The organism is Pseudomonas sp. NY11955, from assembly GCF_048068035.1.
In the GTDB taxonomy this organism is placed as follows: domain Bacteria; phylum Pseudomonadota; class Gammaproteobacteria; order Pseudomonadales; family Pseudomonadaceae; genus Aquipseudomonas.
The window spans coordinates 34,378-60,263 of sequence record NZ_JBLUPS010000001.1; the positions used below are offsets into that span (position 1 = coordinate 34,378).

22 protein-coding genes and 2 tRNA genes are annotated in these 25,886 nt (G+C 60.7%); 3 read left to right on the forward strand and 21 right to left on the reverse strand.

The window, feature by feature from the left end; all coding sequences use genetic code 11:
* Window positions 1–35: 35 nt before the first annotated feature.
* Complete coding sequence (locus ACNFBR_RS00155; RefSeq protein WP_416733195.1) at window positions 36–2,972, forward strand: DUF748 domain-containing protein; 2,937 nt, start codon at window positions 36–38, stop codon at window positions 2,970–2,972.
* Between the two features lie 135 nt (window positions 2,973–3,107).
* Here the strand turns inward: ACNFBR_RS00155 and ACNFBR_RS00160 are convergent, their stop codons facing one another.
* The gene (locus tag ACNFBR_RS00160; RefSeq protein WP_010955354.1) at window positions 3,108–3,521 is read right to left on the reverse strand and encodes a VOC family protein; all 414 of its coding nucleotides are present in this window, start codon (window positions 3,519–3,521) and stop codon (window positions 3,108–3,110) included.
* A gap of 60 nt (window positions 3,522–3,581) precedes the next feature.
* On the opposite strand from ACNFBR_RS00160, the gene ACNFBR_RS00165 reads away from it, so the two are divergent.
* The gene (locus ACNFBR_RS00165) at window positions 3,582–3,884 is read left to right on the forward strand and encodes a putative quinol monooxygenase (RefSeq protein ID WP_416733196.1); all 303 of its coding nucleotides are present in this window, start codon (window positions 3,582–3,584) and stop codon (window positions 3,882–3,884) included.
* A 76-nt stretch (window positions 3,885–3,960) separates the two neighbouring features.
* Here the strand turns inward: ACNFBR_RS00165 and ACNFBR_RS00170 are convergent, their stop codons facing one another.
* The 16 genes from ACNFBR_RS00170 to rlmE form a co-directional block, all read right to left on the reverse strand.
* Window positions 3,961–4,311, reverse strand: a complete 351-nt coding sequence (locus tag ACNFBR_RS00170; RefSeq protein ID WP_016712080.1) for a BON domain-containing protein — start codon at window positions 4,309–4,311, stop codon at window positions 3,961–3,963.
* Between the two features lie 261 nt (window positions 4,312–4,572).
* Window positions 4,573–6,678 (reverse strand): polyribonucleotide nucleotidyltransferase, encoded by a 2,106-nt coding sequence (gene pnp / locus ACNFBR_RS00175; protein ID WP_416733197.1) that lies wholly within the window; start codon window positions 6,676–6,678, stop codon window positions 4,573–4,575.
* A 250-nt stretch (window positions 6,679–6,928) separates the two neighbouring features.
* A complete protein-coding gene (rpsO, locus tag ACNFBR_RS00180; protein ID WP_012274241.1) occupies window positions 6,929–7,198 on the reverse strand; it encodes a 30S ribosomal protein S15 in 270 nt (89 codons plus the stop codon).
* Window positions 7,199–7,344: 146 nt separating this feature from the next.
* Entirely contained in the window at window positions 7,345–8,262 is a 918-nt protein-coding gene (gene truB / locus ACNFBR_RS00185) for a tRNA pseudouridine(55) synthase TruB (RefSeq protein ID WP_416733198.1), read from the reverse strand.
* A 3-nt stretch (window positions 8,263–8,265) separates the two neighbouring features.
* Entirely contained in the window at window positions 8,266–8,664 is a 399-nt protein-coding gene (gene rbfA / locus ACNFBR_RS00190; RefSeq protein ID WP_003249967.1) for a 30S ribosome-binding factor RbfA, read from the reverse strand.
* Between the two features lie 116 nt (window positions 8,665–8,780).
* Window positions 8,781–11,309 (reverse strand): translation initiation factor IF-2, encoded by a 2,529-nt coding sequence (gene infB, locus ACNFBR_RS00195; protein ID WP_416733199.1) that lies wholly within the window; start codon window positions 11,307–11,309, stop codon window positions 8,781–8,783.
* A gap of 27 nt (window positions 11,310–11,336) precedes the next feature.
* Entirely contained in the window at window positions 11,337–12,818 is a 1,482-nt protein-coding gene (gene nusA, locus ACNFBR_RS00200; protein WP_023533184.1) for a transcription termination factor NusA, read from the reverse strand.
* Window positions 12,819–12,877: 59 nt separating this feature from the next.
* Window positions 12,878–13,336, reverse strand: coding sequence for a ribosome maturation factor RimP (rimP, locus tag ACNFBR_RS00205; RefSeq protein ID WP_012274245.1), 459 nt, complete (start codon window positions 13,334–13,336; stop codon window positions 12,878–12,880).
* A gap of 130 nt (window positions 13,337–13,466) precedes the next feature.
* A tRNA-Met gene (locus tag ACNFBR_RS00210) sits at window positions 13,467–13,543 on the reverse strand.
* 100 nt (window positions 13,544–13,643) lie between these two features.
* A tRNA-Leu gene (locus tag ACNFBR_RS00215) sits at window positions 13,644–13,729 on the reverse strand.
* A 21-nt stretch (window positions 13,730–13,750) separates the two neighbouring features.
* Window positions 13,751–14,149 (reverse strand): preprotein translocase subunit SecG, encoded by a 399-nt coding sequence (gene secG / locus ACNFBR_RS00220; protein WP_170032748.1) that lies wholly within the window; start codon window positions 14,147–14,149, stop codon window positions 13,751–13,753.
* 4 nt (window positions 14,150–14,153) lie between these two features.
* Window positions 14,154–14,909 (reverse strand): triose-phosphate isomerase, encoded by a 756-nt coding sequence (gene tpiA / locus ACNFBR_RS00225; protein ID WP_086977100.1) that lies wholly within the window; start codon window positions 14,907–14,909, stop codon window positions 14,154–14,156.
* 65 nt (window positions 14,910–14,974) lie between these two features.
* On the reverse strand, window positions 14,975–16,315 hold the full coding sequence (glmM, locus tag ACNFBR_RS00230) for a phosphoglucosamine mutase (RefSeq protein WP_416733200.1): 1,341 nt from the start codon (window positions 16,313–16,315) through the stop codon (window positions 14,975–14,977).
* A gap of 16 nt (window positions 16,316–16,331) precedes the next feature.
* Window positions 16,332–17,183: a dihydropteroate synthase gene (gene folP / locus ACNFBR_RS00235; protein ID WP_416733201.1), complete on the reverse strand. Its 852-nt coding sequence runs from the start codon at window positions 17,181–17,183 to the stop codon at window positions 16,332–16,334.
* A gap of 8 nt (window positions 17,184–17,191) precedes the next feature.
* Window positions 17,192–19,096, reverse strand: a complete 1,905-nt coding sequence (gene ftsH / locus ACNFBR_RS00240) for an ATP-dependent zinc metalloprotease FtsH (RefSeq protein WP_110639662.1) — start codon at window positions 19,094–19,096, stop codon at window positions 17,192–17,194.
* A gap of 203 nt (window positions 19,097–19,299) precedes the next feature.
* A complete protein-coding gene (gene rlmE / locus ACNFBR_RS00245) occupies window positions 19,300–19,926 on the reverse strand; it encodes a 23S rRNA (uridine(2552)-2'-O)-methyltransferase RlmE (RefSeq protein WP_416733202.1) in 627 nt (208 codons plus the stop codon).
* A 102-nt stretch (window positions 19,927–20,028) separates the two neighbouring features.
* Here rlmE and yhbY point away from each other — a divergent pair, with 102 nt between their 5' ends.
* Window positions 20,029–20,337: a ribosome assembly RNA-binding protein YhbY gene (gene yhbY, locus ACNFBR_RS00250; RefSeq protein WP_003249945.1), complete on the forward strand. Its 309-nt coding sequence runs from the start codon at window positions 20,029–20,031 to the stop codon at window positions 20,335–20,337.
* 12 nt (window positions 20,338–20,349) lie between these two features.
* Here the strand turns inward: yhbY and ACNFBR_RS00255 are convergent, their stop codons facing one another.
* From ACNFBR_RS00255 to carA, 4 genes are all read right to left on the reverse strand, one after another.
* The gene (locus tag ACNFBR_RS00255) at window positions 20,350–20,799 is read right to left on the reverse strand and encodes a hypothetical protein (protein WP_012053750.1); all 450 of its coding nucleotides are present in this window, start codon (window positions 20,797–20,799) and stop codon (window positions 20,350–20,352) included.
* Window positions 20,777–21,253 carry a transcription elongation factor GreA gene (greA, locus tag ACNFBR_RS00260; protein ID WP_024717413.1) on the reverse strand — a complete coding sequence of 159 codons (477 nt, stop codon included), beginning with the start codon at window positions 21,251–21,253 and terminating at the stop codon, window positions 20,777–20,779. Before greA ends, ACNFBR_RS00255 begins: the two co-directional genes overlap by 23 nt.
* Before the next feature lie 2 nt (window positions 21,254–21,255).
* Window positions 21,256–24,477: a carbamoyl-phosphate synthase large subunit gene (gene carB, locus ACNFBR_RS00265; protein ID WP_012274252.1), complete on the reverse strand. Its 3,222-nt coding sequence runs from the start codon at window positions 24,475–24,477 to the stop codon at window positions 21,256–21,258.
* A 105-nt stretch (window positions 24,478–24,582) separates the two neighbouring features.
* Window positions 24,583–25,719 (reverse strand): glutamine-hydrolyzing carbamoyl-phosphate synthase small subunit, encoded by a 1,137-nt coding sequence (gene carA / locus ACNFBR_RS00270; RefSeq protein ID WP_016391781.1) that lies wholly within the window; start codon window positions 25,717–25,719, stop codon window positions 24,583–24,585.
* Between the last annotated feature and the right edge of the window lie 167 nt (window positions 25,720–25,886).

Consider the following 25,886-nt stretch of genomic DNA (forward strand, 5'->3'; position numbering starts at 1 on the left):
TCCAAGCACTCCTGCTTAGACAGACGAAGCGACACATGTACAAAGGATTGACTCGCGCCGCCGGCGCAATCGTGGCCCTGGTAGCCCTCTACAGCCTGCTTGGCTTTCTCATTCTTCCCGGTGTCGCGCTGCGCATCGCCAATCAGCAATTGGCCCAGTATGCGACCGTGCCGGCCCACCTCGAACGGATCGAACTCAACCCCTTCAGCCTCGAACTGACGTTGTGGGGCTTGCAGATCGGCGAGCCAGGCAAGGAGCAGGTCGCGTTCGAGCGGTTGTATGCCAACCTCTCGCTCGACAGCCTGTGGAGCAAAGCCCTGCACCTGGAAGCGGTCGAACTCGACAAACCACGCAACGAAGTGCTGTTCGCCAAGGACGGTACCCTCAACCTGACCGGGTTGTTCAAGCTGCCCGCCAGCGAAGCCAAACCTGACGAGCCGCCCAGCGACCCGTTCCCGTTGCGTATTGGCAGCATCAAGCTGGTCGACGGCTACCTGCACTTCGAGGACCAGCGCCCCAGCGAGCCAATCGAGTTCCTCTACGACAACATGAACCTGGAGCTGAAAAACCTCAGCACCCTGCCCAACGACAATGCCGACATGTCCCTGGTGGCCATCGGCCCCAACGGCGGGCGTATCGACTGGAAAGGTACCCTCAGCCTGGCGCCGATCGCCTCCGAAGGCACGCTGAAGGTCACCGAAGGCAAGATGAAGGCGTTCTGGCCGTATGTACGCGATGCCGTGCCGCTGGTGCTGGAAGACGGCGTATTCAGCCTTGACACCCATTACAAGCTCAACCTCGCCAAACAAACCGAACTGCTGCTGGACAACGCCTCCGTGCGCATCGCGCCGTTCGCCATCAAGGCACCGGATGGCCGCCCACTGGCGCGCCTGGCCAGCCTGGAGGTGAGCGAAACGTCGGTCGATCTGGTCAAGCAACTGGTCACCGTGGGCAAGATCCGCAGCGAAAAACTGGAAACCTGGGCGGCGCTGGAAAAAGACGGCCAGCTCGACTGGCAGAAACTGTTCGCCAGCCAACCCGCCAAGGCCACGCCGAAGGAAAAGGCCGAACCTGCCGCCGCCGAGCCTACGCCTGAAGAGAACGCCGCCAAGGAGCCGAGCAAGCCTTGGCAGGTGCTGCTCAAGGACGTACAACTGCGCAACTACCTGGTGCACCTGGCGGACCGCAGCCAGAAAGAACCGGTGGCCTTGGACATTGGCCCGCTCAACGCCGACCTGCAAGGTTTCGACAGCCTCAACCAGTCACCCTTCACGCTCAAGCTCGATACCGGCGTAGGCAAGCAAGGCAAGCTGCAGGCGGCTGGCCAGGTCAACCTGGCGCCGATATGGGCCAAGCTGGACGTGAGCACCCGCGACATCGACCTGCGCGTGGCCCAGGCCTACATCAGCCCGTTCATCCTGCTGGAACTGCGCAGCGGCATGCTCTCCAGCGACCTCAAGGTCGACCTGAAGAACACCGCACCGCTGGCCTTCAATGTCGCTGGCAAGGCGCAGGTCAGCCAATTGCATACCCTCGACACCATCAAGAGCCGCGACTTCGTCAAATGGCAGCAGGTGAACGTCGACGGCCTGTCCTACGTGCATGGTGATGCACTGTCGATCGACAAGGTGACCCTGCTGCAGCCCTATGCGCGCTTCATCATCAACGAAGACCGCACCACCAACGTCAATGACCTGCTGATCCCGCAACCGGCCGGTGCCCCGGCCAGCAGCCAGGCCAAGCCGGCCTCGGCCAACAGCAGCAAACCGCTGGGCATCCACATCGGCCAGATCGACATCAAGGACGGCTCGGCCAACTTCGCTGACCTGTCGCTCACGCCCAACTTCGCCACAGCTATCCAGCAGCTCAACGGCCAGATCGGCACCATCGACAACCGCAAGCCACAGCCGGCCAAAGTTGACGTCAAGGGCAAGGTCGACCGCTACGCGCCCGTTACCATCAAAGGCGCACTCAACCCGTTCAACCCATTGGCCAGCCTGGACATCGCCACCAGCTTCAAGCGCGTCGAACTGACCACGCTGACGCCGTACTCCGGCAAGTTCGCCGGTTTCCGCATCCGCAAGGGCCGGCTCAACCTCGACCTGCACTACCTGATCACCAACGGCCAGCTCAAGGCCGAAAACAAGGTAGTGGTGGAGCAGTTGCAGTTGGGCGAGAAAGTCGACAGCCCAGACGCGGTCGACCTGCCGATCCGCCTGGCGGTGGCATTGCTGAAGGATACCGAGGGCAAGATTTCGATCGAACTGCCGGTGACTGGCGACCTCAACAACCCGCAATTCAGTGTGATGCCGATTGTCTGGCAAACCCTGCGCAACCTGGTACTGCGTGCGGCGCAGGCGCCATTCAAGTTCATTGGCGGGCTGATTAGCGGCGGCGGCGCGGAGGACCTCGGCAACGTGGCGTTCGCCCCGGGCTCCAGCGAACTCAGCGGCGATGCCCAGTCGTCCCTGGACAAACTGGCATCCGCGCTGAAAGAGCGCCCGGAACTGCGCCTGGAAATCGAAGGCACCAGCGCCCAGGCCAGCGATGGCCCGCTGATCGCCCAACAGCGCCTGGAGCGCGAGTACCAGGCCACCTGGTACAAGATCCTGCAGCGCCGTGGTGACAAGGTGCCGGCCAATGCCTCGATGCTGGTGGTCGACGATAGCGACAAGCCGGCGATGCTCGAGGGCATCTACCGCACCCGCCTGAAGCAGCAGCCGCCTGCCGAATGGGAGCAACTGGGCCGTGACGAGCGTACCGCCAAGCTGCGCGAGGCGGTGATCAAGTCCTGGGCCGAGAGTACCGCCTTGCTGCGTACACTGGGCCAGGAGCGGGCCAGCAGCATCAAGGACTACCTGGTGGACAAGGGCAAGCTGGAAGATGACCGGGTGTATTTCATCGACACCAGCCTGGGGCAGCCTGAAAGCGATGGCCGAGTGGTAACACCGATGCACCTGGATGCCGAGTGATCCCTCAGCCTGACGCTTGACCCTGTAGGAGCAGCCTTGAGCTGCGAAGAGGCCGGAGCTGGTAGCATTTGTCGCTCCCTGTTCCGGCCTCTTCGCAGCACAACGCTGCTCCTACAATGGAATAGGGTTGCCTGCCTAGACCAACCGCTGCCCCGACACAGCCGGGTGATACAGCGGCTGTACCTTGTTCCCAGCCGGGTCCAGCAGGTGGAAGCTGCGCGCGCCATCACCATGGTTGAAAGGCCGGTCGAGCAAGGTCACACCGTGGGCCTTGAAGTACTGGTACCAGGCCTCCAGCTCCTCCACGCTGTCCACGATGAACCCGTAATGGTCCAGGGTCTGCAGCCCGTTGGCCGCCCCTGCCCCACGCCCCAGCGACAGGTTGTCGTTACCGCACGTGAGATACACCAAATCTTCATTGGCGCGGTTCAGCACTTCCATCCCCAGCACATCGACATAGAAGCGCTCACACTCTTCCAGGTTGGGTACCAGCAAGGCGATGTGGCGCAGGCCATTTAGGCGGCCAGGGCGTGCAGGCAATTCGGACATTGGCGAGGCTCCATTTTTGTATACAATTCATAATTGAATTTAAAACAAAAGGAGCGCTTTGTGTATAGCCTGTTCATCAAGACCCGGGTAAAGCCCGGCTGCGCCGACGCTTTCCTGAGCGCGATCAAAGTCAATGCGGCGGCTTCCGTCGCCAGCGAGCCAGGCTGCCTGGTGTTCGATGTAACCCAGGACCGGACCGATCCAGAGGTGATCTACCTCTACGAAATCTACCGCGACGATGCGGCGTATGACGCCCATACCCAAACCGCGCACTTTCGCGACAGCCGGCCACTGGTGGAGCCGCTGATTGCCGAACAGGAATGCTTCGAAAGCGATGTGATCGCCCGTAACCCGGTTTACTGAGCACAAAAGCAAAGCCCCGGCATAGGCCGGGGCTTCGATAGGGGTGGCCAAATCCGTTTGGCCGACGGGACATCCCTTACTCGGACTTCAGGCCATCAGCCGAAACGGCCTGAACGCCTTTGATCTTCTTGGCGATGGCGACTGCCATCTCTTTCTGTGCATCGGTAATGGCCACATCGGACGACAGCGACACGACGCCTTTATTGGTCTCCACTTTGATATCGCTGCCAGGCACGCCTTTCTCGGTCATCAGGTCAGCTTTGACCTTGGTGGTGATCCAGGTATCAGAGGTAGCTTCCTTGGCTTTGGTCACCTCACCGGCCGCCAGCGTCATCGGGGCCTGGGTGGACTGTTGGGCGAATGCCGCGTTAGCCATGGTCAGGGTCAGAGCGGTAGCAGTAGCGGCAGCAATGGCGAACTTCTTCATGTGGGTCACTCCTGTTTTTCGAAAGGTCTGCGCCGTATGTCCTGGCGTCAGGTATGAAGGTAGTTGCATGTGCTGTGCCAGCTTTACTCATTAAATTAAAACCTTATAAATCAATAAGTTAACCAAAATCCGCCATTTCAGCATTCGTGCATTTTGCAATCAGCGCGGTAAACCTGCATGCAAGATGCAAGTCCGCAAAAGGTTCCCGCCACCCATGAAAAAAGGGCCCCGAAGGGCCCTTTTTCGTAGCGTCAAAGTCGCTTACACGCCCGAGGCCTTGGCCGCGGCAACGTCCTTGATCGACAGCTTGATACGGCCGCGGTTGTCCACGTCCAGTACCAGCACTTCGACTTCCTGGCCTTCTTTGAGGATGTCGGTCACTTTCTCGACGCGAGCATCGCTCAGCATGGAGATGTGCACCAGGCCATCCTTGCCAGGCAGGATGTTGACGAAGGCGCCGAAGTCGACGATGCGCTCGACCTTGCCGACGTAGATCTTGCCGATCTCGGCCTCGGCGGTGATGCCCAGGATGCGCTGCTTGGCAGCTTCTGCCGCTTCCTTGGTTTCGCCGAAGATCTTGATCGAGCCGTCGTCTTCGATGTCGATCGAAGCCTTGGTCTCTTCGCAGATGGCGCGAATGGTGGCGCCGCCTTTGCCGATGACGTCACGGATCTTGTCGGTGTCGATCTTCATCGCGATCATGGTCGGGGCGTTGGCCGACAGTTCGGTACGCGACTGGCCAATGATCTGGTTCATCTGGCCGAGGATGTTCAGGCGCGCTTCCAGGGCCTGGCCCAGGGCGATTTCCATGATTTCTTCGGTGATGCCGTTGATCTTGATGTCCATCTGCAGCGCGGTGACGCCTTTGGCGGTACCGGCTACCTTGAAGTCCATGTCGCCCAGGTGGTCTTCGTCACCCAGGATGTCGGTCAGGACCGCGAACTTCTCGCCTTCCTTGACCAGGCCCATGGCGATACCGGCAACCGGTGCCTTCATCGGCACACCGGCGTCCATCAGGGCCAGGGAAGCACCGCAGACCGAAGCCATGGAGCTGGAGCCGTTGGATTCGGTGATTTCCGAAACCACGCGGATGGTGTACGGGAACACGTCGGCGGCAGGCAGCATGGCCTGAACCGAACGACGGGCCAGACGGCCGTGGCCGATTTCGCGACGGCCAGCACCGCCCATGCGGCCACACTCGCCTACCGAGAACGGTGGGAAGTTGTAGTGCAGCATGAAGGGGTCTTTCTTCTCGCCTTCGAGGGTGTCCAGCAGCTGGGCGTCACGGGCAGTACCCAGGGTCGCAACGACCAGGGCCTGGGTTTCGCCACGGGTGAACAGCGCCGAACCGTGGGTCTTCGGCAGCACGCCGACTTCGATGTTCAGCGGGCGAACGGTCTTGGTGTCGCGACCGTCGATACGTGGCTTGCCGTTGACGATGTTTTCGCGAACGGTGCGGTATTCGATTTCGCCGAAGATTTCTTTGACTTCGGAGGCCGAAGGCTGGCCTTCTTCACCGGAGAACTTGGCGACCGCCTGATCGCGCAGCTCGCCCAGGCGCGCATAGCGGTCGGCCTTGACGGTGATGGTGTAGCCCTGCGAAACCGCTTCGCCGAACTCGGCGCGGATGGCGTTGAACAGCTCGGTGTTGGCAACGGCAGGTTTCCAGTCCCAGGTCGGCTTGCCAGCTTCGGCAGCCAGCTCTTTGACAGCCTGGATAACAGCCTGGAATTCGTCGTGGGCGAACAGTACGGCGCCCAGCATCTGGTCTTCGGTCAGCTCTTGAGCTTCCGATTCAACCATCAGTACGGCATCGGAGGTACCGGCGACGACCATGTCGAGGCTCGAGGCAGCCAGTTGCTCGTAGGTCGGGTTCAGCAGGTAGCCGGTGCTCTCGTGGAAGGCAACGCGCGCGGCGCCGATCGGGCCTTCGAACGGAATGCCGGAAATGGCCAAGGCAGCCGAGGTACCGATCATCGCCGCGATGTCCGGGTCGGTCTTCTTGCTGGTGGAAACCACGGTGCAGACGACCTGCACTTCGTTCATGAAACCTTCCGGGAACAGCGGACGGATCGGACGGTCGATCAGGCGCGAGGTCAGCGTCTCTTTCTCGGAAGGACGGCCTTCACGCTTGAAGAAGCCACCCGGGATCTTGCCGGCGGCGTAGGTCTTTTCCTGGTAGTGAACCGACAGCGGGAAGAAGCCCTTGCCTGGATCAGCCTGTTTGGCGCCTACCACGGTCACCAGCACGGTGACATCGTTGTCGACGGTAACCAGCACGGCGCCGGTTGCCTGACGGGCAATACGGCCCGTTTCGAGAGTAACGGTCGATTGACCGAACTGGAAAGTCTTGATTACCGGGTTCACGGTTTCCTACCTTTTTCAGTGGCTCTTGGGGGAACTGGTTTCTTGCGAATTCTTGGGCAGAACGGGGAATCGGCCCCATTGACCGTCCAGATACAACACGAGGTTGGGAGCCTGGCTGAAGAGCGGAAAACCGCTCGACTTCACCAGGCTGCCAACCTCGGAGATACGCATGGCATGCTCAAAGACAACACTGCCAGGCAGCGTTGCCAATGCATGAGACACGCCATGCACACCACTGACCAGGCCGCTATTAGCGACGCAGGCCCAGGCGACCGATCAGGGCGCTGTAACGAGTGGTGTCTTTGCCCTTCAGGTAGTCCAGCAGCTTACGACGCTGGTTAACCATACGGATCAGGCCACGACGCGAGTGGTGGTCTTTACCGTTGGCCTTGAAGTGGCCTTGCAGCTTGTTGATGTTCGCGGTCAGCAGAGCAACCTGAACTTCCGGGCTACCAGTGTCGCCAGCGGCTTGCTGGAAGTCGGTAACGATTTGAGCTTTTTCTTCAACGCTGAGGGCCATTTGGCTTCTCCTGATAACGGATCCCGCATGCGGGGTCCAATAGGCCAGGGACAAATCCCTGTATTAATAAAAAAGGTGTGACCGTGCCTACTGACAGCCACCCTTGATTCCGTGACGCCCGGCAACGCCAAGCCCCGCGGTTTCGGTCATTCCGACCGAATCAGCCGACGTGGCGCAATGCGCCCGTCTTCGCTCACTTCACCGATACCGATGAAGCGCGCATTATGATCCTGTACCCGGACCATGCCAAATTGTGGCGCGTCCGGTGCGCGTACCGCCTGCCCATGCAGCCAGTAGAACGCGCTGTGTTCCGACAGGCTGACCATTGGCCAGTCCTGCAAGCCGCTGTCCGAAGGCATCAGGAAGCGGTCGAGCGCTTCGTTGCCACCGTCGGCATGGGCCTGTTCGAGTTCCTCGAGGGTGACCGTTTGTGCCAGCGCGAAAGGCCCGGCCTGGGTCCTGCGCAGCTCGGCGACATAGGCGCCGCAGCCAAGGGCCTCGCCGATATCCTCCACCAGGGTGCGGATATAGGTGCCTTTGCTGCATCCTACGCTCAACCGTGCACGGGTGCCTTCGCACTCGAGCAACTCCAAGCGGTTAATAGTAACAGAACGCGCCTCGCGCTCCACTACCTCTCCTGCACGCGCCAGTTTGTACAGCGGCTGGCCGTCACGCTTGAGCGCCGAGTACATTGGCGGTATCTGGCTGATCTGGCCACGAAAACGTGGCAGCAGCGCCTCGATGTCGGCGCGACCAACGGTCACGTCGCGGGTCTTCAGCACTTCACCTTCGGCATCGCCGGTGTTGGTAGTCTGCCCCATCTGCATGACGGTTTCGTAGCCCTTGTCGGAATCGAGCAAGTACTGCGAAAACTTGGTGGCTTCACCGAAGCACAACGGCAGCACGCCGGTTGCCAGCGGGTCGAGGCTACCGGTATGGCCAGCCTTTTCCGCGTTCAGCAGCCAGCGTACCTTTTGCAGCGCGGCATTGGACGTGAAGCCCAGCGGCTTGTCGAGCAGGATGATGCCGCTGACATTGCGGCGGATACGTTTGACCTGGGCCACCGCTTACTCCTTGGTGTCCGACTCGTCGGCATCCTTGTGCAGGCGGTCTTCGGCCACTGCACGCTCGATCAGCGCCGACAGGTGCACACCACGGCTGACACTTTCATCGAAGTGGAAGTGCAACTGCGGCACGCTGCGCAGTTGCATCGAGCGCCCCAGGTGCAAACGCAGGAAGCTGGCAGCGCTGTTCAATGCCTTGAGCGACTGCTGCACAGCGTCCGGGGTTTCCTCGCCCATGACGGTGATGAACACCTTGGCATGGCCCAGGTCACGGCTGACGTCCACGGCGGTGATGGTCACCAGACCGACGCGTGGGTCCTTGACTTCGCGACGGATCAGCTCGGCCAGCTCACGCTGCATCTGATCGCCAATACGTTGGGTACGGCTATATTCTTTGGCCATTCTTGCTACCTGTAACTTAAAGCGGCAAACGCCCGGACAGACCAATGCCTGACCGGGCGCTACCTGAAGAGGTACCGCAAGCCGCCCTGTAGCGGGCGCTTGCGGCTCGCTCGCCCTTAAAGGGTACGAGCCACCTGGACTTTCTCGAAGACTTCGATCTTGTCGCCGACCTTGACGTCGTTGTAGCTCTTGACGCCAATACCGCACTCCATGCCCGAACGCACTTCGGATGCGTCGTCCTTGAAGCGACGTAGCGATTCCAGCTCGCCTTCGAAGATCACAACGTCGTCGCGCAGTACGCGGATCGGACGGTTGCGGTACACGGTACCCTCGATGACCATACAGCCAGCGATGGCGCCGAACTTCGGCGAACGGAACACGTCACGCACTTCGGCGACACCCAGGATGTTCTCGCGAACATCGCTGCCGAGCATGCCGGTCAGGGCTTTCTTGACGTCTTCGATGATGTCGTAGATCACGTTGTAGTAACGCATATCCAGACCTTCCTGCTCGACGATCTTGCGCGCACCGGCATCGGCACGCACGTTGAAGCCGAACAGTACTGCATTCGAAGCCAGCGCCAGGTTGGCGTCGCTCTCGGTGATACCACCGACGCCACCACCAATCACGCGCACCTGCACTTCGTCGTTGCCCAGGCCGCCGAGCGAGCCCTGCAGCGCTTCCAGAGAACCACGCACATCGGTCTTGAGCACGATGTTGAGGGTTTTCTTCTCTTCCTGACCCATGGTCTCGAAGATGTTTTCCAGCTTGCCGGCGTGAGCACGGGCCAGCTTGACCTCGCGGTACTTGCCTTGACGGAACAGGGCAACTTCACGGGCTTTCTTCTCGTCGGCAACCACGGACAGCTCGTCACCGGCTTCCGGGGTACCGTCCAGGCCGAGGATTTCGACCGGGATCGACGGGCCGGCTTCCTTCACAGGCTTGCCGTTCTCGTCGAGCATGGCACGCACGCGGCCATAGTTGGAGCCGCACAGGACCATGTCGCCCTGACGCAGGGTACCGTCCTGAACCAGAATGGTCGCCACCGGGCCACGGCCCTTGTCCAGGCGCGATTCGACGACCACGCCACGACCTGGAGCGGTCGGGGTAGCGGTCAGTTCGAGGATCTCGGCCTGCAGCAGGACGGCTTCGAGCAGTTCGTCGACACCGGTACCCATCTTCGCCGAAACCTTGACGAACGGCGTGTCACCACCCCAGTCCTCGGAGGTAACGCCTTCGACGGCCAGCTCGTTACGGATGCGATCGAGGTCAGCACCTGGCTTGTCGATCTTGTTCACTGCAACCACCAGCGGAACGCCAGCTGCCTTGGCATGCTGAACGGCCTCGCGGGTTTGTGGCATCACGCCGTCGTCCGCCGCCACCACCAGGATGACGATGTCGGTCGCCTTGGCACCACGGGCACGCATCTGGGTGAACGCAGCGTGGCCTGGGGTGTCGAGGAAGGTGACCATGCCGCGGTCGGTTTCCACGTGGTAGGCACCGATGTGCTGGGTGATACCACCGGCTTCGCCAGCGGCAACCTTGGCACGACGGATGTAGTCGAGCAGCGAGGTCTTGCCATGGTCAACGTGACCCATGACGGTAACCACCGGTGCACGCGACTCGGTCTGGCCTTCGAACTTCAGCGATTCGGCCAGGGAGTCTTCCAGGGCGGTATCGCTGACCAGGGTGACCTTGTGGCCCAGCTCTTCTGCGATCAGCTGAGCGGTTTCCTGGTCAAGCACCTGGTTGATGGTGACCGGAGTGCCCATCTTGAACATGAACTTGACCACTTCGGCGCCCTTGACGGACATCTGGTTGGCCAGTTCGGAGACTGTGATGGTCTCGCCGATGGTCACGTCACGGATGACGGGGCCAGTCGGGTTCTGGAAGCCGTGCTGATTACGCTTTTTCAGCTTGCTCTTGCCACCACGGCCACGACGAGCGCCATCGCTCTCTTCGTCGGTGGTACGTGGAGCGGCACGTGGAGTCGGCGCCTTTTCCTTCTCCTTGACCTTGACCTTGATCGACACACGAGGCGCCTCGCCACGACGACGGTCGTCATCGCGGGTACGGCTTTCGTTGCGACGGGTCTCGTCCTTCTTGCGCTCGGCAGCGCGGGCTGCGGCGTCTTCGGAGGCCGGGGCGTCGGCGACTACCGGGGCCGGGGCAGCGGCAGGAGCCGGCTCTGGCTTGGCGGCAGGCGCAGGGGCTGCGGCAGCGGCGTCGGCTGCCTGACGGCGAGCCTGCTCTTCATTGCGCTGGCGAACTTCGGCCTCGACCTTGTCGCGAGCGGCATTTTCAGCCGCGCGGCGCTCTTCCAGCTCACGCTTCTGCTCAGCCTGGATTTCTTCCGGGCTGCGCTGCACGAAAACTTTCTTCTTGCGTACTTCTACGCTGATGCTCTTGCTACCGGCGACACGCAGGGTGCTGGTGGTTTTGCGCTGCAAGGTAATCTTGCGCGGCTCTTCCGCCTTGCTCTTGTGGCTGCTTTTCAAATGAGTCAGCAGGGTCTGCTTCTCATTGTCGGTCACTACCTGACCGGCGTCGGTGTGCGGCAGACCTGCCTCACGCATCTGCTGCAGCAGGCGCTCTACCGGTGCCTCGACCTCTTGGGCCAGTTCTTTCACCGTGACTTGCGTCATGCACTTCTCTCCTCAGGCCGCGCCTAATTACTCGAACCAGTGGGCTCGGGCGGCCATGATCAACTTGCCGGCACGCTCTTCGTCGATGCCGTCGATGTCGAGCAGATCGTCGATCGACTGCTCGGCCAGGTCTTCGCGGTTAACCACGCCGCGCACCGCCAGTTCAGCCGCCAGGTCCTTGTCCATGCCCTCGAGGGAGAGCAGGTCTTCGGCCGGGTGGGCGTCTGCCAGTTTTTCTTCGGTAGCGATGGCCTTGGTCAACAAACGGTCCTTGGCTCGAGCGCGGAGCTCATTGACGATATCTTCGTCAAAGCCATCGATGTTGAGCATTTCTTCCAACGGTACGTAGGCAATTTCTTCGAGGCTGGTGAAGCCTTCGTCGACCAGCACTTGGGCCAGTTCTTCGTCGACTTCCAGTTCGTCGATGAAATTGCGCAGGATGTCACCGGTTTCGGCCTGTTGCTTGGCCTGGATGTCCTTCTCGGTCATCACGTTCAGGGTCCAGCCGGTCAGCTGACTGGCCAGGCGAACGTTCTGACCGCCACGGCCAATGGCCTGGGCCAGGTTGTCCTCGGCGACGGCGATGTCCATGGCATGGGCATCTTCATCAACGATGATCGCCGCGACTTCGGCCGGCGACATGGCATTGATGACGAACTGCGCCGGGTTATCGTCCCACAGGACGATATCCACACGCTCACCACCCAGCTCCCCGGATACGGCCTGGACGCGCGAACCACGCATGCCGATGCAGGCACCTTGCGGGTCGATACGCTTGTCCTTGGAGCGGACGGCGATCTTGGCTCGCGAACCCGGATCACGGGAAGCAGCCATGACTTCGATCAGGCCCTCGGCAATTTCCGGCACTTCAATGCGGAAAAGCTCGATCAGCATCTGCGGCGCGGTGCGCGACAGGATCAGCTGTGGGCCACGGTTTTCAGTACGAATTTCCTTGAGCAGCGCACGCAGGCGCACGCCAACGCGGAAGGTTTCGCGCGCAATGATGTCTTCCCGGGCCAGCAGGGCCTCGGCATTGTTGCCCAGGTCAACGATGACGTTGTCGCGGGTAACCTTTTTAACGGTACCGGAGATGATCTCGCCCACGCGCTCGCGGTAGGCATCGACCACCTGGGCACGCTCGGCCTCACGGACCTTCTGCACGATGACCTGCTTGGCGGTCTGGGCGGCGATACGACCGAACTCGATGGACTCGATCTTTTCCTCGATCACGTCACCGATTTTGGCTTCAGGATGGGTGTCCTTGATCTTGTCCAGCCAGGTTTCGATCGCCGGATCATCAAGATCGGCTTCGTCGACCACGGTCCAGCGACGGAAAGTCTCATAGCTACCGGTGTGGCGATTGATTTCCACACGCAGGTCGACTTCGTCTTCAAAACGTTTTTTGGTTGCAGTGGCCAGGGCCACTTCCAGCGCTTCGAAAATGACGCCGGGCGGTACACCTTTTTCGTTGGATACCGATTCAACAACCAGCAGTACTTCTTTGCTCATCGTACGCCTCGCCTTGCGCAAGCCATTGGGCCCGGATAGTCCGCCGGGCCCGGCACGTCTCAGTCAAAACTGGGAATAATATTGGCCTTGTCGATCGAGTCGATCGGCAACAGGAACTCCTGGTTGTCCACCTGGACCACCACATCCTGCTCCTCCACACCGCGGAGAAGGCCCTGGAAGTTACGACGACCCTCGAAGGGTGAGCGCAGCTTGATCTTCACTTGTTCGCCGGCATGCGAGGCAAACTGTTCCAGAGTGAACAGTGGGCGATCCATGCCTGGAGAAGACACCTCGAGGGTGTACTCACTGCTGATTGGATCTTCCACATCGAGGATTGCGCTGGCCTGACGGCTGACCGCTTCGCAGTCTTCCACCAGAATGCCGCCTTCCTTGTCGATGTAGATGCGCAGTACCGAATGCTTACCCTGGGAAACGTATTCGATCCCCCAGCACTGATAGCCCAGACCCTCGACAACCGGGGCCAACAAGGCCTGCAACTGTTCTAGCTTGCTCGACACCTGAACCCCCTCGTGCATGCTGTGCAAATAAAAAATGGGCGAAGCGCCCATCCCTGAAAGCGCCGTTGGACAACGACGCCGAAAACTGTTCGGTTAGCAAAAAGCCCCTGAAAAGGGGCTCCGCTGAAGCTGGTTGCGGGGGCTGGATTTGAACCAACGACCTTCGGGTTATGAGCCCGACGAGCTACCAAGCTGCTCCACCCCGCGACAAAGCTGGGGCAAAAGTATAAGACCGAACCCTGTCGAGGGTCAAATCCGAACCTTCACCTGCAAGAAAGCCCGCTAAAGCGGGCTCTCAAGCTTTAATTGGTACCGAGAAGGGGACTCGAACCCCTACACCCTATGGGCACAACCACCTCAAGGTTGCGTGTCTACCAATTCCACCACCTCGGCAATACTACTACTTGAAACCCGTTACTTCTGCTCTTGTGCGGGAGGAGGTACATCACCAGTGTTAGTGGTGGTTTCGCTCTTCTGCTGCTGGAGCACCGGTACATCATCATTAACTGCCGGTTTTTGCGGCTCTTTCACTTCTAGCACGGCTGGATCTGGAAGACCTGCTTGGCTAAGCTGGTGAGCTTGTTGCTTCGCGAAGTATCCTAACCCAAGTGCTGTCAAAAAGAAAGTGGCAGCGAGTACAGCAGTTAATTTACTTAGGAACGTTGCAGAGCCTTGGCTCCCGAACACGGTGTTTGAAGCACCCGCGCCGAAAGATGCACCTGCTTCAGCACCTTTACCCTGTTGCAACAGAACCAGCACTACAAGCGACAGCGCTGCCAACAGATGAAAAACAACGATGACTGTTTCCAGCATTTGTTCAGTTTCCTGCGGCGCGACAAATTGCACCGAATTCGTCTGCGTTCAGGGAAGCCCCACCAATGAGACCCCCATCGATATCCGGCATGCCGAACAGTTCGGCCGCATTGGCCGCCTTCACGCTGCCGCCGTAGAGCAACTGCACCTTCGCAGCCACTTCAGCATCTTCTGCCGCCAGCTGGCCGCGGATGGCGGCGTGCACATCCTGGGCCTGCTGTGGCGTGGCCGTAAGGCCAGTGCCGATGGCCCATACAGGCTCATAGGCAATTACTGCATTGGCAAAAGCCTTAACACCGAATGCTTCGATGATACTGCTTAGTTGACGCCCGACAACTTCGAGCGTTTTGCCGGCCTCGCGCTCCTCAAGGGTTTCCCCTATGCAAAGCACTGGCTTCAAACCTTTGGCCTGGGCCGCTGCAAACTTGCGATTGAGCACTTCGTCAGTTTCACCAATGATCTGGCGACGCTCCGAGTGACCAATCAACACCAACTTGCAACCTGCCTCGACCAGCTGCTCGGGAGCAACTTCCCCGGTCAGCGCACCCTGTTCGGGTTGTACAGCAGAATTCTGTGCGCCGACAGTTATTTCTTTTCCTGCCAAGCCATCGATCACTTGATTGATGAACAGGGCCGGTGGAAATACCGCGACTTCCACTCCGCTCGGCAAGGCGAGATTGCTCAAGCCTTCGGTCAGCTCAGCGACGCTAGCGCGGGTACCGTGCATCTTCCAGTTACCAGCTACCATAGGGCGACGCATGCTTTACCTCGTCGGTCAAAGTGGGCGCAGATCTTACCCAACCAGATCTGCGCTGGCAAGCGCCATCAGACACAAACTTCGCCGACCAGTTTGGCCAGCGCTTCCGCATGGCCACGTACCTGGGTTTCGTCTTCGCCCTCGACCATCACCCGCACCAACGGCTCGGTACCGGACTTGCGCAACAACACGCGACCGCGACCGGCCAGTGCTTCGGTGACCTTGGCGCTGGCCTCCTTCACGGCCGGATGCTCCAGCGGGTCGACCTTGCTGGCGCCGAAGCGCACATTGATCAGCACTTGCGGGCACTTGCGCAGGGCCTGACGGGCCTGGGCCAGGGTTTCGCCACGGCGTTTGAGTGCCATCAGCACCTGCAACGCGGCAATGATCGCATCACCGGTTGTGGTGTGGTTGCAGCACACGACGTGGCCGGAGTTTTCGCCACCGACCAGCCACTCACGCTCCAGCAGTTCGGCCATGACGTAACGGTCGCCGACCTTGGCCCGCACGAACGGGATTTCCAGGTCCTTGAGTGCAAGCTCCAGGCCCAGGTTGCTCATCAACGTGCCGACCACCCCGCCTTGCAGCTTGCCCCGATCGTGCAGGTCGCGGGCAATGATGAACAGCAGCTCGTCACCGTCGACGATGGCGCCGGTATGGTCGACCATCAGTACGCGGTCGCCGTCGCCGTCGAAGGCAATGCCCAGGTCGGCATGACCCACCAGCACGGCAGCCTGCAGCGATTCGATATGGGTCGAGCCGCAGCCTTCGTTGATGTTCAGGCCGTCTGGCTGCGCATGCAGCACGCTCACGTCAGCACCCAGCTCACGGAATACGCTTGGCGCGACCTTGTAGGTGGCACCGTGGGCGCAATCGACCACCAGCTTGAGGCCGTCGAAGCTAGTGCTGCTCGGCACGCTGCTCTTGCAGAACTCGATGTAGCGGCCGGCGGCATCGTTGATGCGCGAAACCTTGCCCAGCTTGCTCGAATCGACAACCGTCATCGGCTGGTCGAGCAACTCCTCGATCATCAGCTCGACTTCGTCCGGCAGCTTGGTGCCCTGCCCCGAGAAAAACTTGATGCCGTTGTCTTCGTGCGGGTTGTGCGAGGCACTGATGACAATACCCGCCTGGGCATGGAAGGTACGCGTCAGGTAGGCGATGGCCGGCGTAGGCATTGGCCCCAGCAGCATCACGTCGGCACCTGCCGCGGCCAGACCGGCTTCGAGCGCAGACTCGAACATGTAGCCGGAGATACGCGTGTCCTTGCCCACCAGCACCCGGCAATGGCCTTGCTTGCGGAAGGCCATGCCGGCCGCCCAGCCAAGCTTCAGCATGAAGTCAGGCGTGATCGGGTATTCGCCGACGCGGCCACGAATGCCGTCGGTACCAAAGTATTTTCTGCTCATAGGGACTCCAATGTTCTTATTCGGCGTTTTGCACCGCAGCAATCATGCGCACTACATCGACAGTTTCGGCCACATCATGGACACGAAGTATGCTCGCCCCCTTGGTCATGGCCAACGCCGCCAGCGCAAGGCTGCCGTACAAGCGCTCGCCGACCGGACGTTCCAGCGTCAGGCCGATCATGCTCTTTCGTGAAACACCCACCAACAGTGGGCGCCCAAGGCGATAGAGCGCTTCCATGTGCTTGAACAGGCTCAGGTTGTGCGCCAGCGTCTTGGCGAAACCAAAGCCCGGGTCAAGAATGATTCTGTTTGCATCGATGCCCGCCGCCGCACAGGCGGCCATACGCTGCTCAAGATAACGCGCAACGTCGGCGGTCACATCGTCGTACTGCGGGTCATCCTGCATGTTACCGGGCTCACCCCGCATGTGCATGAGGCACACCGGCAGTCCGGTATCGGCGGCGGCATCCAAGGCGCCATCGCGTTCCAGGGCCCGCACGTCATTGATCAGGCCGGCGCCGAGGCGCGCCGACTCACGGATGACGGCAGGTGTGGAGGTATCAACCGAAATGACCACGTCGAGGCGGCTATTGATCGCCTCGACCATCGGTGCCACACGCTCCAGCTCTTCGGTCACCGAGACTGCGCGTGCGCCTGGCCGGGTGGACTCGCCACCGATGTCGATCAGCGTGGCGCCGGCGGCAGCCATCGCTTCGGCATGGCGCAGGGCTTCGTCGCGCCGACTGAAGCGACCGCCATCGGAGAAGGAATCGGGGGTGATATTGAGAATACCCATGACATGGGTACGCGACAAATCAAGAACCCGGTTGCCGCAAGGCAACCGGGTCGGGTACTGCACTGAGCTCATAGATGCCCTTAGTGTTGAGCTGCTGGGCCGCCGATCGGCGATTCCGGGCGATCATTCTGGGCCGCAGGCGTGCCCGAATCCTTGTCATCGTCCCAATCACGCGGTTCGCGTGGCGTACGCCCGGCCATGATGTCGTCAATCTGATCGGCATCGATGGTCTCATACTTCATCAGCGCTTCGGTCATCGCTTCGAGCTTGTCGCGATTGTCGATCAGCAGTTGCTTGGCAGTGGCATAGCACTGATCGATGATACTGCGCACCTCGGAGTCGATCAGCTTGGCGGTCTCACCGGACACACTGGCGTGCTGGCTGCCGGCACTGCGGCCGAGGAACACCTCGCCCTCTTCTTCTGCATACATCAGCGGGCCGAGCTTCTCGGACAGGCCCCACTTGGTGACCATGTTACGTGCGATCTGGCTGGCACGCATGATGTCGTTGGACGCGCCAGTCGTCACGCCATCGAAGCCCAAGGTCATCTCTTCGGCGATACGGCCACCGTACAGCGAACAGATCTGGCTGATCAGCGCACGCTTGGACAGGCTGTAGCGGTCCTCTTCCGGCAGGAACATGGTCACACCCAAGGCGCGGCCACGCGGGATGATCGATACCTTGTAGACCGGGTCGTGCTCAGGGACCAGGCGACCGACAATGGCGTGGCCGGCCTCGTGATAGGCGGTGTTGCGCTTTTCCTTCTCGGACATGACCATGGTCTTGCGCTCGGCGCCCATCATGATCTTGTCCTTGGCCAGCTCGAACTCTTTCATTTCGACCAGGCGCTTGTTGGAACGCGCGGCAAACAGCGAAGCCTCGTTGACCAGGTTGGCCAGGTCGGCACCGGAGAAGCCAGGGGTGCCACGGGCGATGACTGCCGGGTTGACGTTTTCGCCAACGGGCACTTTGCGCATGTGTACCTTGAGAATCTGTTCGCGACCACGGATGTCTGGCAGGCCGACCACCACCTGGCGGTCGAAGCGGCCAGGACGCAGCAGCGCCGGGTCGAGTACGTCCGGGCGGTTGGTGGCAGCGATGACGATGATGCCATCGTTCATTTCGAAGCCGTCCATCTCCACCAGCAACTGGTTGAGGGTTTGCTCACGCTCGTCGTGACCGCCGCCCATGCCGGCGCCACGGTGGCGACCAACGGCGTCGATCTCGTCGATGAAGATGATGCACGGCGCGTGCTTCTTGGCCTGTTCGAACATGTCGCGCACACGGCTGGCACCGACACCGACGAACATTTCCACGAAGTCCGAACCGGAAATGGTGAAGAACGGCACTTTCGCTTCGCCGGCAATGGCCTTGGCCAGCAGAGTCTTACCGGTACCGGGCGGGCCAACCATCAGCACGCCGCGCGGGATGCGGCCACCCAGGCGCTGGAACTTGCCCGGGTCACGCAGGAACTCGACCAGCTCGCCAACCTCTTCCTTGGCTTCGTCGCAGCCGGCCACGTCGGCCAGCGTGGTCTTGACCTGGTCTTCGGACAACAGGCGCGCCTTGCTCTTGCCAAAGCTCATCGGCCCACCCTTGCCGCCTGCGCCGCCTTGCATCTGACGCATGAAGAACATGAACACGGCGATGATCACCAGGATCGGGAAGCTCGCCACCAACAGCTGCGTCCAGATGCTCTGCTGCTCAGGCTGCTTGCCTTCGACAACGACATGGTTGTCGACCAGGTCACCGATCAGGCCATTGTCGGTAATGGCCGGGCGCACGGTCTTGAAATTGTCGCCGTCGGCGCGCTTGCCGGTAATGATGTAGCCGTCGACGGTCACACGCTCGACCTTGCCATCCTTGACCTGCTGGATGAAGTCGGAGTAGTTGAGGGTCTGCGGCTCGTTAGGGCTGGAGAAGTTGTTCATCACTGTCACCAGGACAGCTGCGATGATCAACCACAGGATCAGATTCTTTGCCATGTCGTTCAATTCGCTACCCTCTGAGGCCGGCGCACGACGCAGCCGTGCCTCGCATGATATTCATCGCCCTAACTTACTACATTACCTACGCAGCCGCAGGCACCGTCTGTAACCCTTTGTGAAAGCTAGACTACACGAAGTTCGGACGATCCTGACGGAGTGGCCGATTGGAATTAACTATCGGACACCCCGCTTCACACCTTTCATGCCCCTTTGAAGCCCCTGCCCAACAGGTACTGCTCACGGGAACGGTCCCGCGACGACGATGGCTTGCGCATTTGCACCTTGTCGAACTTGCTGCGCACGTCCTTGAGGTACACGTCAAACCCTTCGCCCTGGAAAATCTTGATCAGGAAGTCGCCGCCGGGCTTGAGCACGCGGGTCGCCAGATCGAGGGCCAGCTCGCAGAGGAACATGGCACGCGGTATGTCCACCGCGGGCGTACCACTCATATTGGGGGCCATGTCGGAAATCACAAGGTCTACGTGCGAATCACCGACCGCTTCGAGAATGCGCTGCAGCACGTCGTCGTGGGTGAAGTCGCCCTGAATGAAGGTCACGTCAGCGATCGAGTCCATTTCCAGGATGTCGGAAGCGATCAGGCGACCCTGGCCACCAATCAGACGACTGGTCACCTGGGACCAGCCACCAGGGGCCGCACCCAGGTCGATTACACTCATGCCAGGGCGGATCAGGCGATCCTTCTCCTGGATCTCCAGCAGTTTGTAGCTCGCACGCGAACGGTAGCCGTCCTTCTGCGCCTGCTTCACAAAAGGGTCGTTAAAATGCTCTCGCAGCCAGTTGGCGCTGCTTTTGGAACGTTGTACCACGGGGCACCTCGATGATATGCGTCGTGATTGACTGGGCGGAGCCGGTGGCCCTCGGGTAAAATGCCGGTCAATTTTACAGAATCAGACGGAAAGGGTCAGATTATGCCGCTCAATAACGAGCAGAAGAAGCAATACAAGTCCATTGGTCATGACCTGAAGCCGGTCCTGATCGTTGCTGGCAACGGTTTGAATGAAGGCGTCATCGCTGAACTGGAGCGCGCGCTGGTCGACCACGAACTGATCAAGGTCGAGATTCGCTCGGAAGACCGCGAAGAGCGTGCCGAAACCATTGCAGAACTGTGCAAGGCCGGCCGTGCCGAGCTGGTGCAGACCATTGGCAAGAAAGCCCTGATCTACCGCAAGAACCCACAGCCGAACAAGCAGCTGTCCAACATCCACCGTTACAAGTAACGGTAGCTCCGATCAGTGGCGCGGTGAACGCGCCCTGACCGGGACCGGCTGGGCCACCAGCACGATGCCGGAAAAGCCCAGCACCAGGAAGCAGAACATCTGCCAGCGCTCGCCAACGGAAATACCGTAGCGCAAGGTGTAATACCCCACACAGGCACCGAAGCCGAGCAACAGCATCTGGCCGCGGAACTGCCGCCACCAGGCCGCCAGGCCGTCTACCCTCGCCAGCACCGCCAGCTGGGTCAACAAGCCAAGCAACGCCACGCCGATCAACCAGCGGTCGATCTGCCCGGCAATGTCCTGCACCAGCAGCGGCGCCAGGCCACTGACCTTGAGCGCAGGCACCAACCCCACGTGAAACACCCACAGGCCACCCACCCAGAAAACCTGGGCGAGCTGCCAGAGGATCCCCTCGAGGGATGGCGCCCGCAGGCGCCGGTCAGATGTGCTTGACTTCGACAATCTCGTACTCGACCGTGCCGCTAGGCGTCTTGACGACGACAGTATCACCTTCTTCCTTGCCGATGATGGCACGGGCAATCGGCGCACCGCTCGAGAGCTTGCCCTGTTTCACGTCGGCTTCATCCTCGCCGACGATCTGGTAGGTCACCTCTTCATCGGTTTCGGTGTTGGCCAGTACCACGGTGGTACCGAAAATCACCTTGCCGGTGTGAGGGATAGTGGTCACGTCGATCACTACCGAGTTCTGCAGACGGCCCTCGATATCACGGATACGCGCCTCGACCATGCCCTGCTCCTCACGGGCGGCATGGTATTCGGCGTTTTCCTTGAGGTCGCCCAGCTCACGCGCTTCACCGATGGCCTGGCTCAGGCGCGGGCGCTCGGTCTTGCTCAGGAACAGGTGCTCCTCTTCCAGGGCGCGAGCGCCCTGGACGGTCATCGGGTACTTGGTAATGCTCATGCTTTGAGTCCTGCATGCAGATCTTGCAAGCGACGAACGGTCTTTTCCGGACCAAACTTCAGCGCTTCGCAGATGGCTTCACCGGCCGCAATGGTCGTGGTGCAGTAAATCTTGTGCTGCAGCGCATTGCGACGAATCGAGTAGGAATCAGCGATCGACTGGCGGCCTTCGGTGGTGTTGATGATCAGCGACACTTCGTCGTTCTTGATCATGTCGACCACGTGCGGGCGACCTTCGGTCACTTTGTTCACACGGCGTACTTTCAGGCCGGCCGCTTCGATAACCTTGGCGGTGCCGGCAGTGGCAACCACTTCGAAGCCCAGGGCGATCAGGTCGCGGGCAACGCCAGCCACTTGTGGCTTGTCGTCGTCACGCACGCTGATGAATGCGGTACCGCCGGTCGGCAGCACTTCACTGGCACCCATCTGGGCCTTGGCGAAGGCTTCACCGAAGCTGTCACCGACACCCATGACTTCACCGGTGGATTTCATCTCAGGGCCGAGGATCGGGTCAACCCCTGGGAACTTGGCGAACGGGAAGACGGCTTCCTTGACGCTGTAGAAGTTCGGGATGATTTCCTGAGTGAAGCCCAGCTCTTTCAGGGTTTTGCCTGCCATGACGCGGGCCGCGATCATGGCCAGGGAAGTGCCGATGCACTTGGACACGAACGGCACGGTACGCGAAGCACGTGGGTTGACTTCGATCACGTAGATCTTGTCGCCCTGCAGGGCCAGCTGCACGTTCATCAGGCCGACCACGCCCAGCTCCAGGGCCATTTTCTTAACCTGTACGCGGACTTCGTCCTGCACTTCCTTGCTCAGCGAGTAAGGCGGCAGCGAGCACGCCGAGTCACCGGAGTGTACGCCGGCCTGCTCGATGTGCTGCATGATTGCGCCGATGACCACGTCGGTACCGTCGCACACCGCATCCACGTCCATCTCGATGGCGCAGTTGAGGAAGTGGTCCAGCAGCACCGGGCTGTCGTTCGACACTTGTACCGCTTCACGCAGGTAGCGCTTGAGCTCGTCCAGTTCGTAGACGATTTCCATGGCACGGCCGCCCAGTACGTAGGACGGGCGCACCACCAGCGGGTAACCGATGCCGCCCGCGGCGCGGATGGCTTCTTCTTCGCTGCGCACGGTAGCGTTTGGCGGCTGCAGCAGGCTCAGGCGCTGAACCATCTGCTGGAAGCGCTCACGGTCTTCGGCGCGGTCGATGGCGTCAGGGCTGGTACCGATGATCGGCACGCCAGCTTCTTCCAGGGCACGAGCCAGTTTCAGCGGAGTCTGGCCACCGTAGTGAACGATCACGCCTTTAGGCTTCTCGACGCGGCACACTTCCAGCACGTCTTCCAGGGTCAACGGCTCGAAGTACAGGCGGTCGGAGGTGTCGTAGTCGGTGGAGACGGTTTCCGGGTTGCAGTTGACCATGATGGTCTCGTAACCGTCTTCACGCAGCGCCAGGGCGGCGTGTACGCAGCAGTAGTCGAACTCGATACCCTGGCCGATACGGTTAGGGCCGCCACCCAGGATCATGATCTTGTCGCGGGTCGACGGGTTGGCCTCGCACTCTTCCTCGTAGGTGGAGTACAGGTAGGCGGTGTCGGTGGCGAACTCGGCGGCGCAGGTGTCGACGCGCTTGTACACCGGGAACACTTCCAGCTTGTGGCGGTGGCGGCGCAGGTTCTTGTCGGTGATACCCAGCAGCACGGCCAGGCGCTGGTCCGAGAAGCCCTTGCGCTTGAGGCGCAGCATGTAGTCCTTGTCGATCGCCGACAGGGCCAGGGTCTTGACCTTTTCTTCTTCCTTGATCAGATCTTCCATCTGCACCAGGAACCACATGTCGATGCCGGTCAGGGCGAAGATCTCTTCGCAGGTCATGCCCGAACGCATGGCGTCAGCCACGTACCAGATACGCTCGGCACCCGGCACGGTCAGTTCGCGCTTGAGGATGCTGGCGGCTTCCGGGCTGGCCAGGTCGACTTTCGGGTCCAGGCCGCAAGCACCAACTTCCAGGCCGCGCAGGGCTTTCTGCAGGGACTCCTGGAAGGTACGGCCGATGGCCATGACTTCACCCACGGATTTCATCTGGGTGGTCAGGCGGGCGTCGGCTTTCGGGAATTTCTCGAAGGCGAAGCGCGGCAGCTTGGTGACGACGTAGTCGATCGACGGTTCGAAGGACGCCGGGGTGCGACCGCCGGTGATGTCGTTCTGCAGCTCGTCGAGGGTGTAGCCAATGGCCAGCTTGGCGGCAATCTTGGCGATCGGGAAGCCGGTGGCCTTGGAGGCCAGAGCCGACGAACGCGAAACGCGCGGGTTCATCTCGATCACGACCATGCGGCCAGTGTTCGGGCAAATGCCGAACTGCACGTTGGAACCGCCGGTTTCCACACCGATTTCACGCAGCACCGCCAGCGAGGCGTTGCGCATGATCTGGTATTCCTTGTCGGTCAGGGTCTGTGCCGGGGCAACCGTAATCGAGTCACCGGTGTGCACGCCCATCGGGTCGAAGTTTTCGATCGAGCAGACGATGATGCAGTTGTCCTTCTTGTCGCGGACCACCTCCATCTCGTATTCCTTCCAGCCGATCAGCGATTCGTCGATCAGCAGCTCTTTGGTCGGCGACAGGTCCAGACCACGGGTGCAGATTTCTTCGAACTCTTCACGGTTGTAAGCGATACCACCGCCAGTGCCGCCCATGGTGAACGATGGGCGAATGATGCATGGGAAGCCGAGCTTCTCGAGTACCGCGTTGGCCTCTTCCATGCTGTGGGCGATACCGGAGCGCGGGCATTCCAGGCCGATGTCTTTCATGGCCTTGTCGAAGCGCGAACGGTCTTCGGCCTTGTCGATGGTGTCGGCATTGGCGCCGATCATCTCTACGCCGAACTTCTCCAGAACGCCATGGCGCTCCAGGTCCAGGGCGCAGTTCAGTGCGGTCTGGCCACCCATGGTCGGCAATACGGCGTCTGGGCGCTCTTTTTCGATGATCTTGGCCACCGATTGCCACTTGATCGGCTCGATGTAGGTGGCGTCGGCCATGGCCGGGTCGGTCATGATGGTGGCTGGGTTGGAGTTCACCAGGATGACGCGGAAACCTTCCTCGCGCAGGGCTTTACAAGCCTGGGCGCCGGAGTAGTCGAATTCGCAGGCCTGGCCGATCACGATCGGGCCAGCGCCGAGAATCAGGATGCTTTTGATGTCTGTACGTTTTGGCATGGTGGTCACTCAAATCCGGGGTCAGTCGGCAAGCCGCTTGGAACAATCTGGGTCAGGCGCTGCCGGGCGCGGCTTTCGCCGGCCCGGGGCCTTGAAGCAGGATGCTCAGCGGCGCTTGGCCATGGCATCGGTGAAACGATCGAACAGTGGCGCGACGTCGGTCGGGCCCGGGCTCGCTTCAGGGTGGCCCTGGAAGCTGAACGCGCTCTTGTCGGTACGCTCGATACCCTGCAGGGTGCCGTCGAACAGCGACTTGTGGATGGCGCGCACGTTACCCGGCAGGGTGGCCTCGTCAACCGCAAAACCGTGGTTCTGGCTGGTGATCATGACCACGCCGGTGTCCAGGTCCTGAACCGGGTGGTTGGCACCGTGGTGGCCGTGGCCCATTTTCACGGTCTTGGCGCCGGAAGCCAGGGCCAGCAGTTGGTGGCCGAGGCAGATGCCGAATACCGGGATCTCGGTTTCGAGGATTTCCTTGATCGCCTGAATCGCGTAGTCGCACGGCTCGGGGTCACCAGGGCCGTTGGACAGGAACACGCCGTCCGGGTTGAGTGCCAGCACTTCGCTGGCTGGGGTCTGGGCCGGCACCACGGTCACGCGGCAGCCACGGGCCACCAGCATGCGCAGGATGTTCAGCTTGACGCCGTAGTCGAAGGCCACCACGTGGTACGGCAGGTCGGCAGCTTCGATGGTCGGGTGGCTGTCGGTTTTCAGCTCCCACACACTGGAGCGCCACTCGTAGCGTTCCTTGGTGGAAACCACCTTGGCCAGGTCCATGCCCTTCAGGCCTGGGAAGCCACGGGCAGCGGCGATGGCGGCTTCTTCGCTGATGTTGTCACCGGCGAGGATGCAACCGTTCTGGGCGCCCTTTTCACGCAGGATACGGGTCAGGCGACGGGTGTCGATGCCGGCGATGGCAACGACATTGTTGGCCTTGAGGTACTCAGGCAGCGACTGGGTGTTGCGCCAGTTACTGGCCAGCAGCGGCAGGTCACGGATGACCAGGCCAGCGGACCAGACGCGGTTCGACTCGGCATCTTCCGGCGTGGTGCCGGTGTTGCCGATGTGCGGGTAGGTCAGGGTAACGATTTGCTGCGCATAGGAAGGGTCTGTAAGGATTTCCTGGTAGCCGGTCATAGCGGTGTTGAATACCACCTCACCAACGGTCTGACCGTCGGCACCGATGGCTTCACCGCGAAAAATACTGCCGTCGGCAAGGGCGAGTATGGCTGGCTTTGTCAAGAAGACCTCCCGTAAATCAAGCATGAAAGGGCGATCGCAGGTTGCAAAAAAGCGGAGTGACGTATGGACACGTCACCCCGCTTTTATGTGCTGAATTCAATTCGCTGCGCGCTTTTAGTGGACACACTAAAGCTGTAGCTTACAGAAAAGTGCGTTTTGGGTCTACC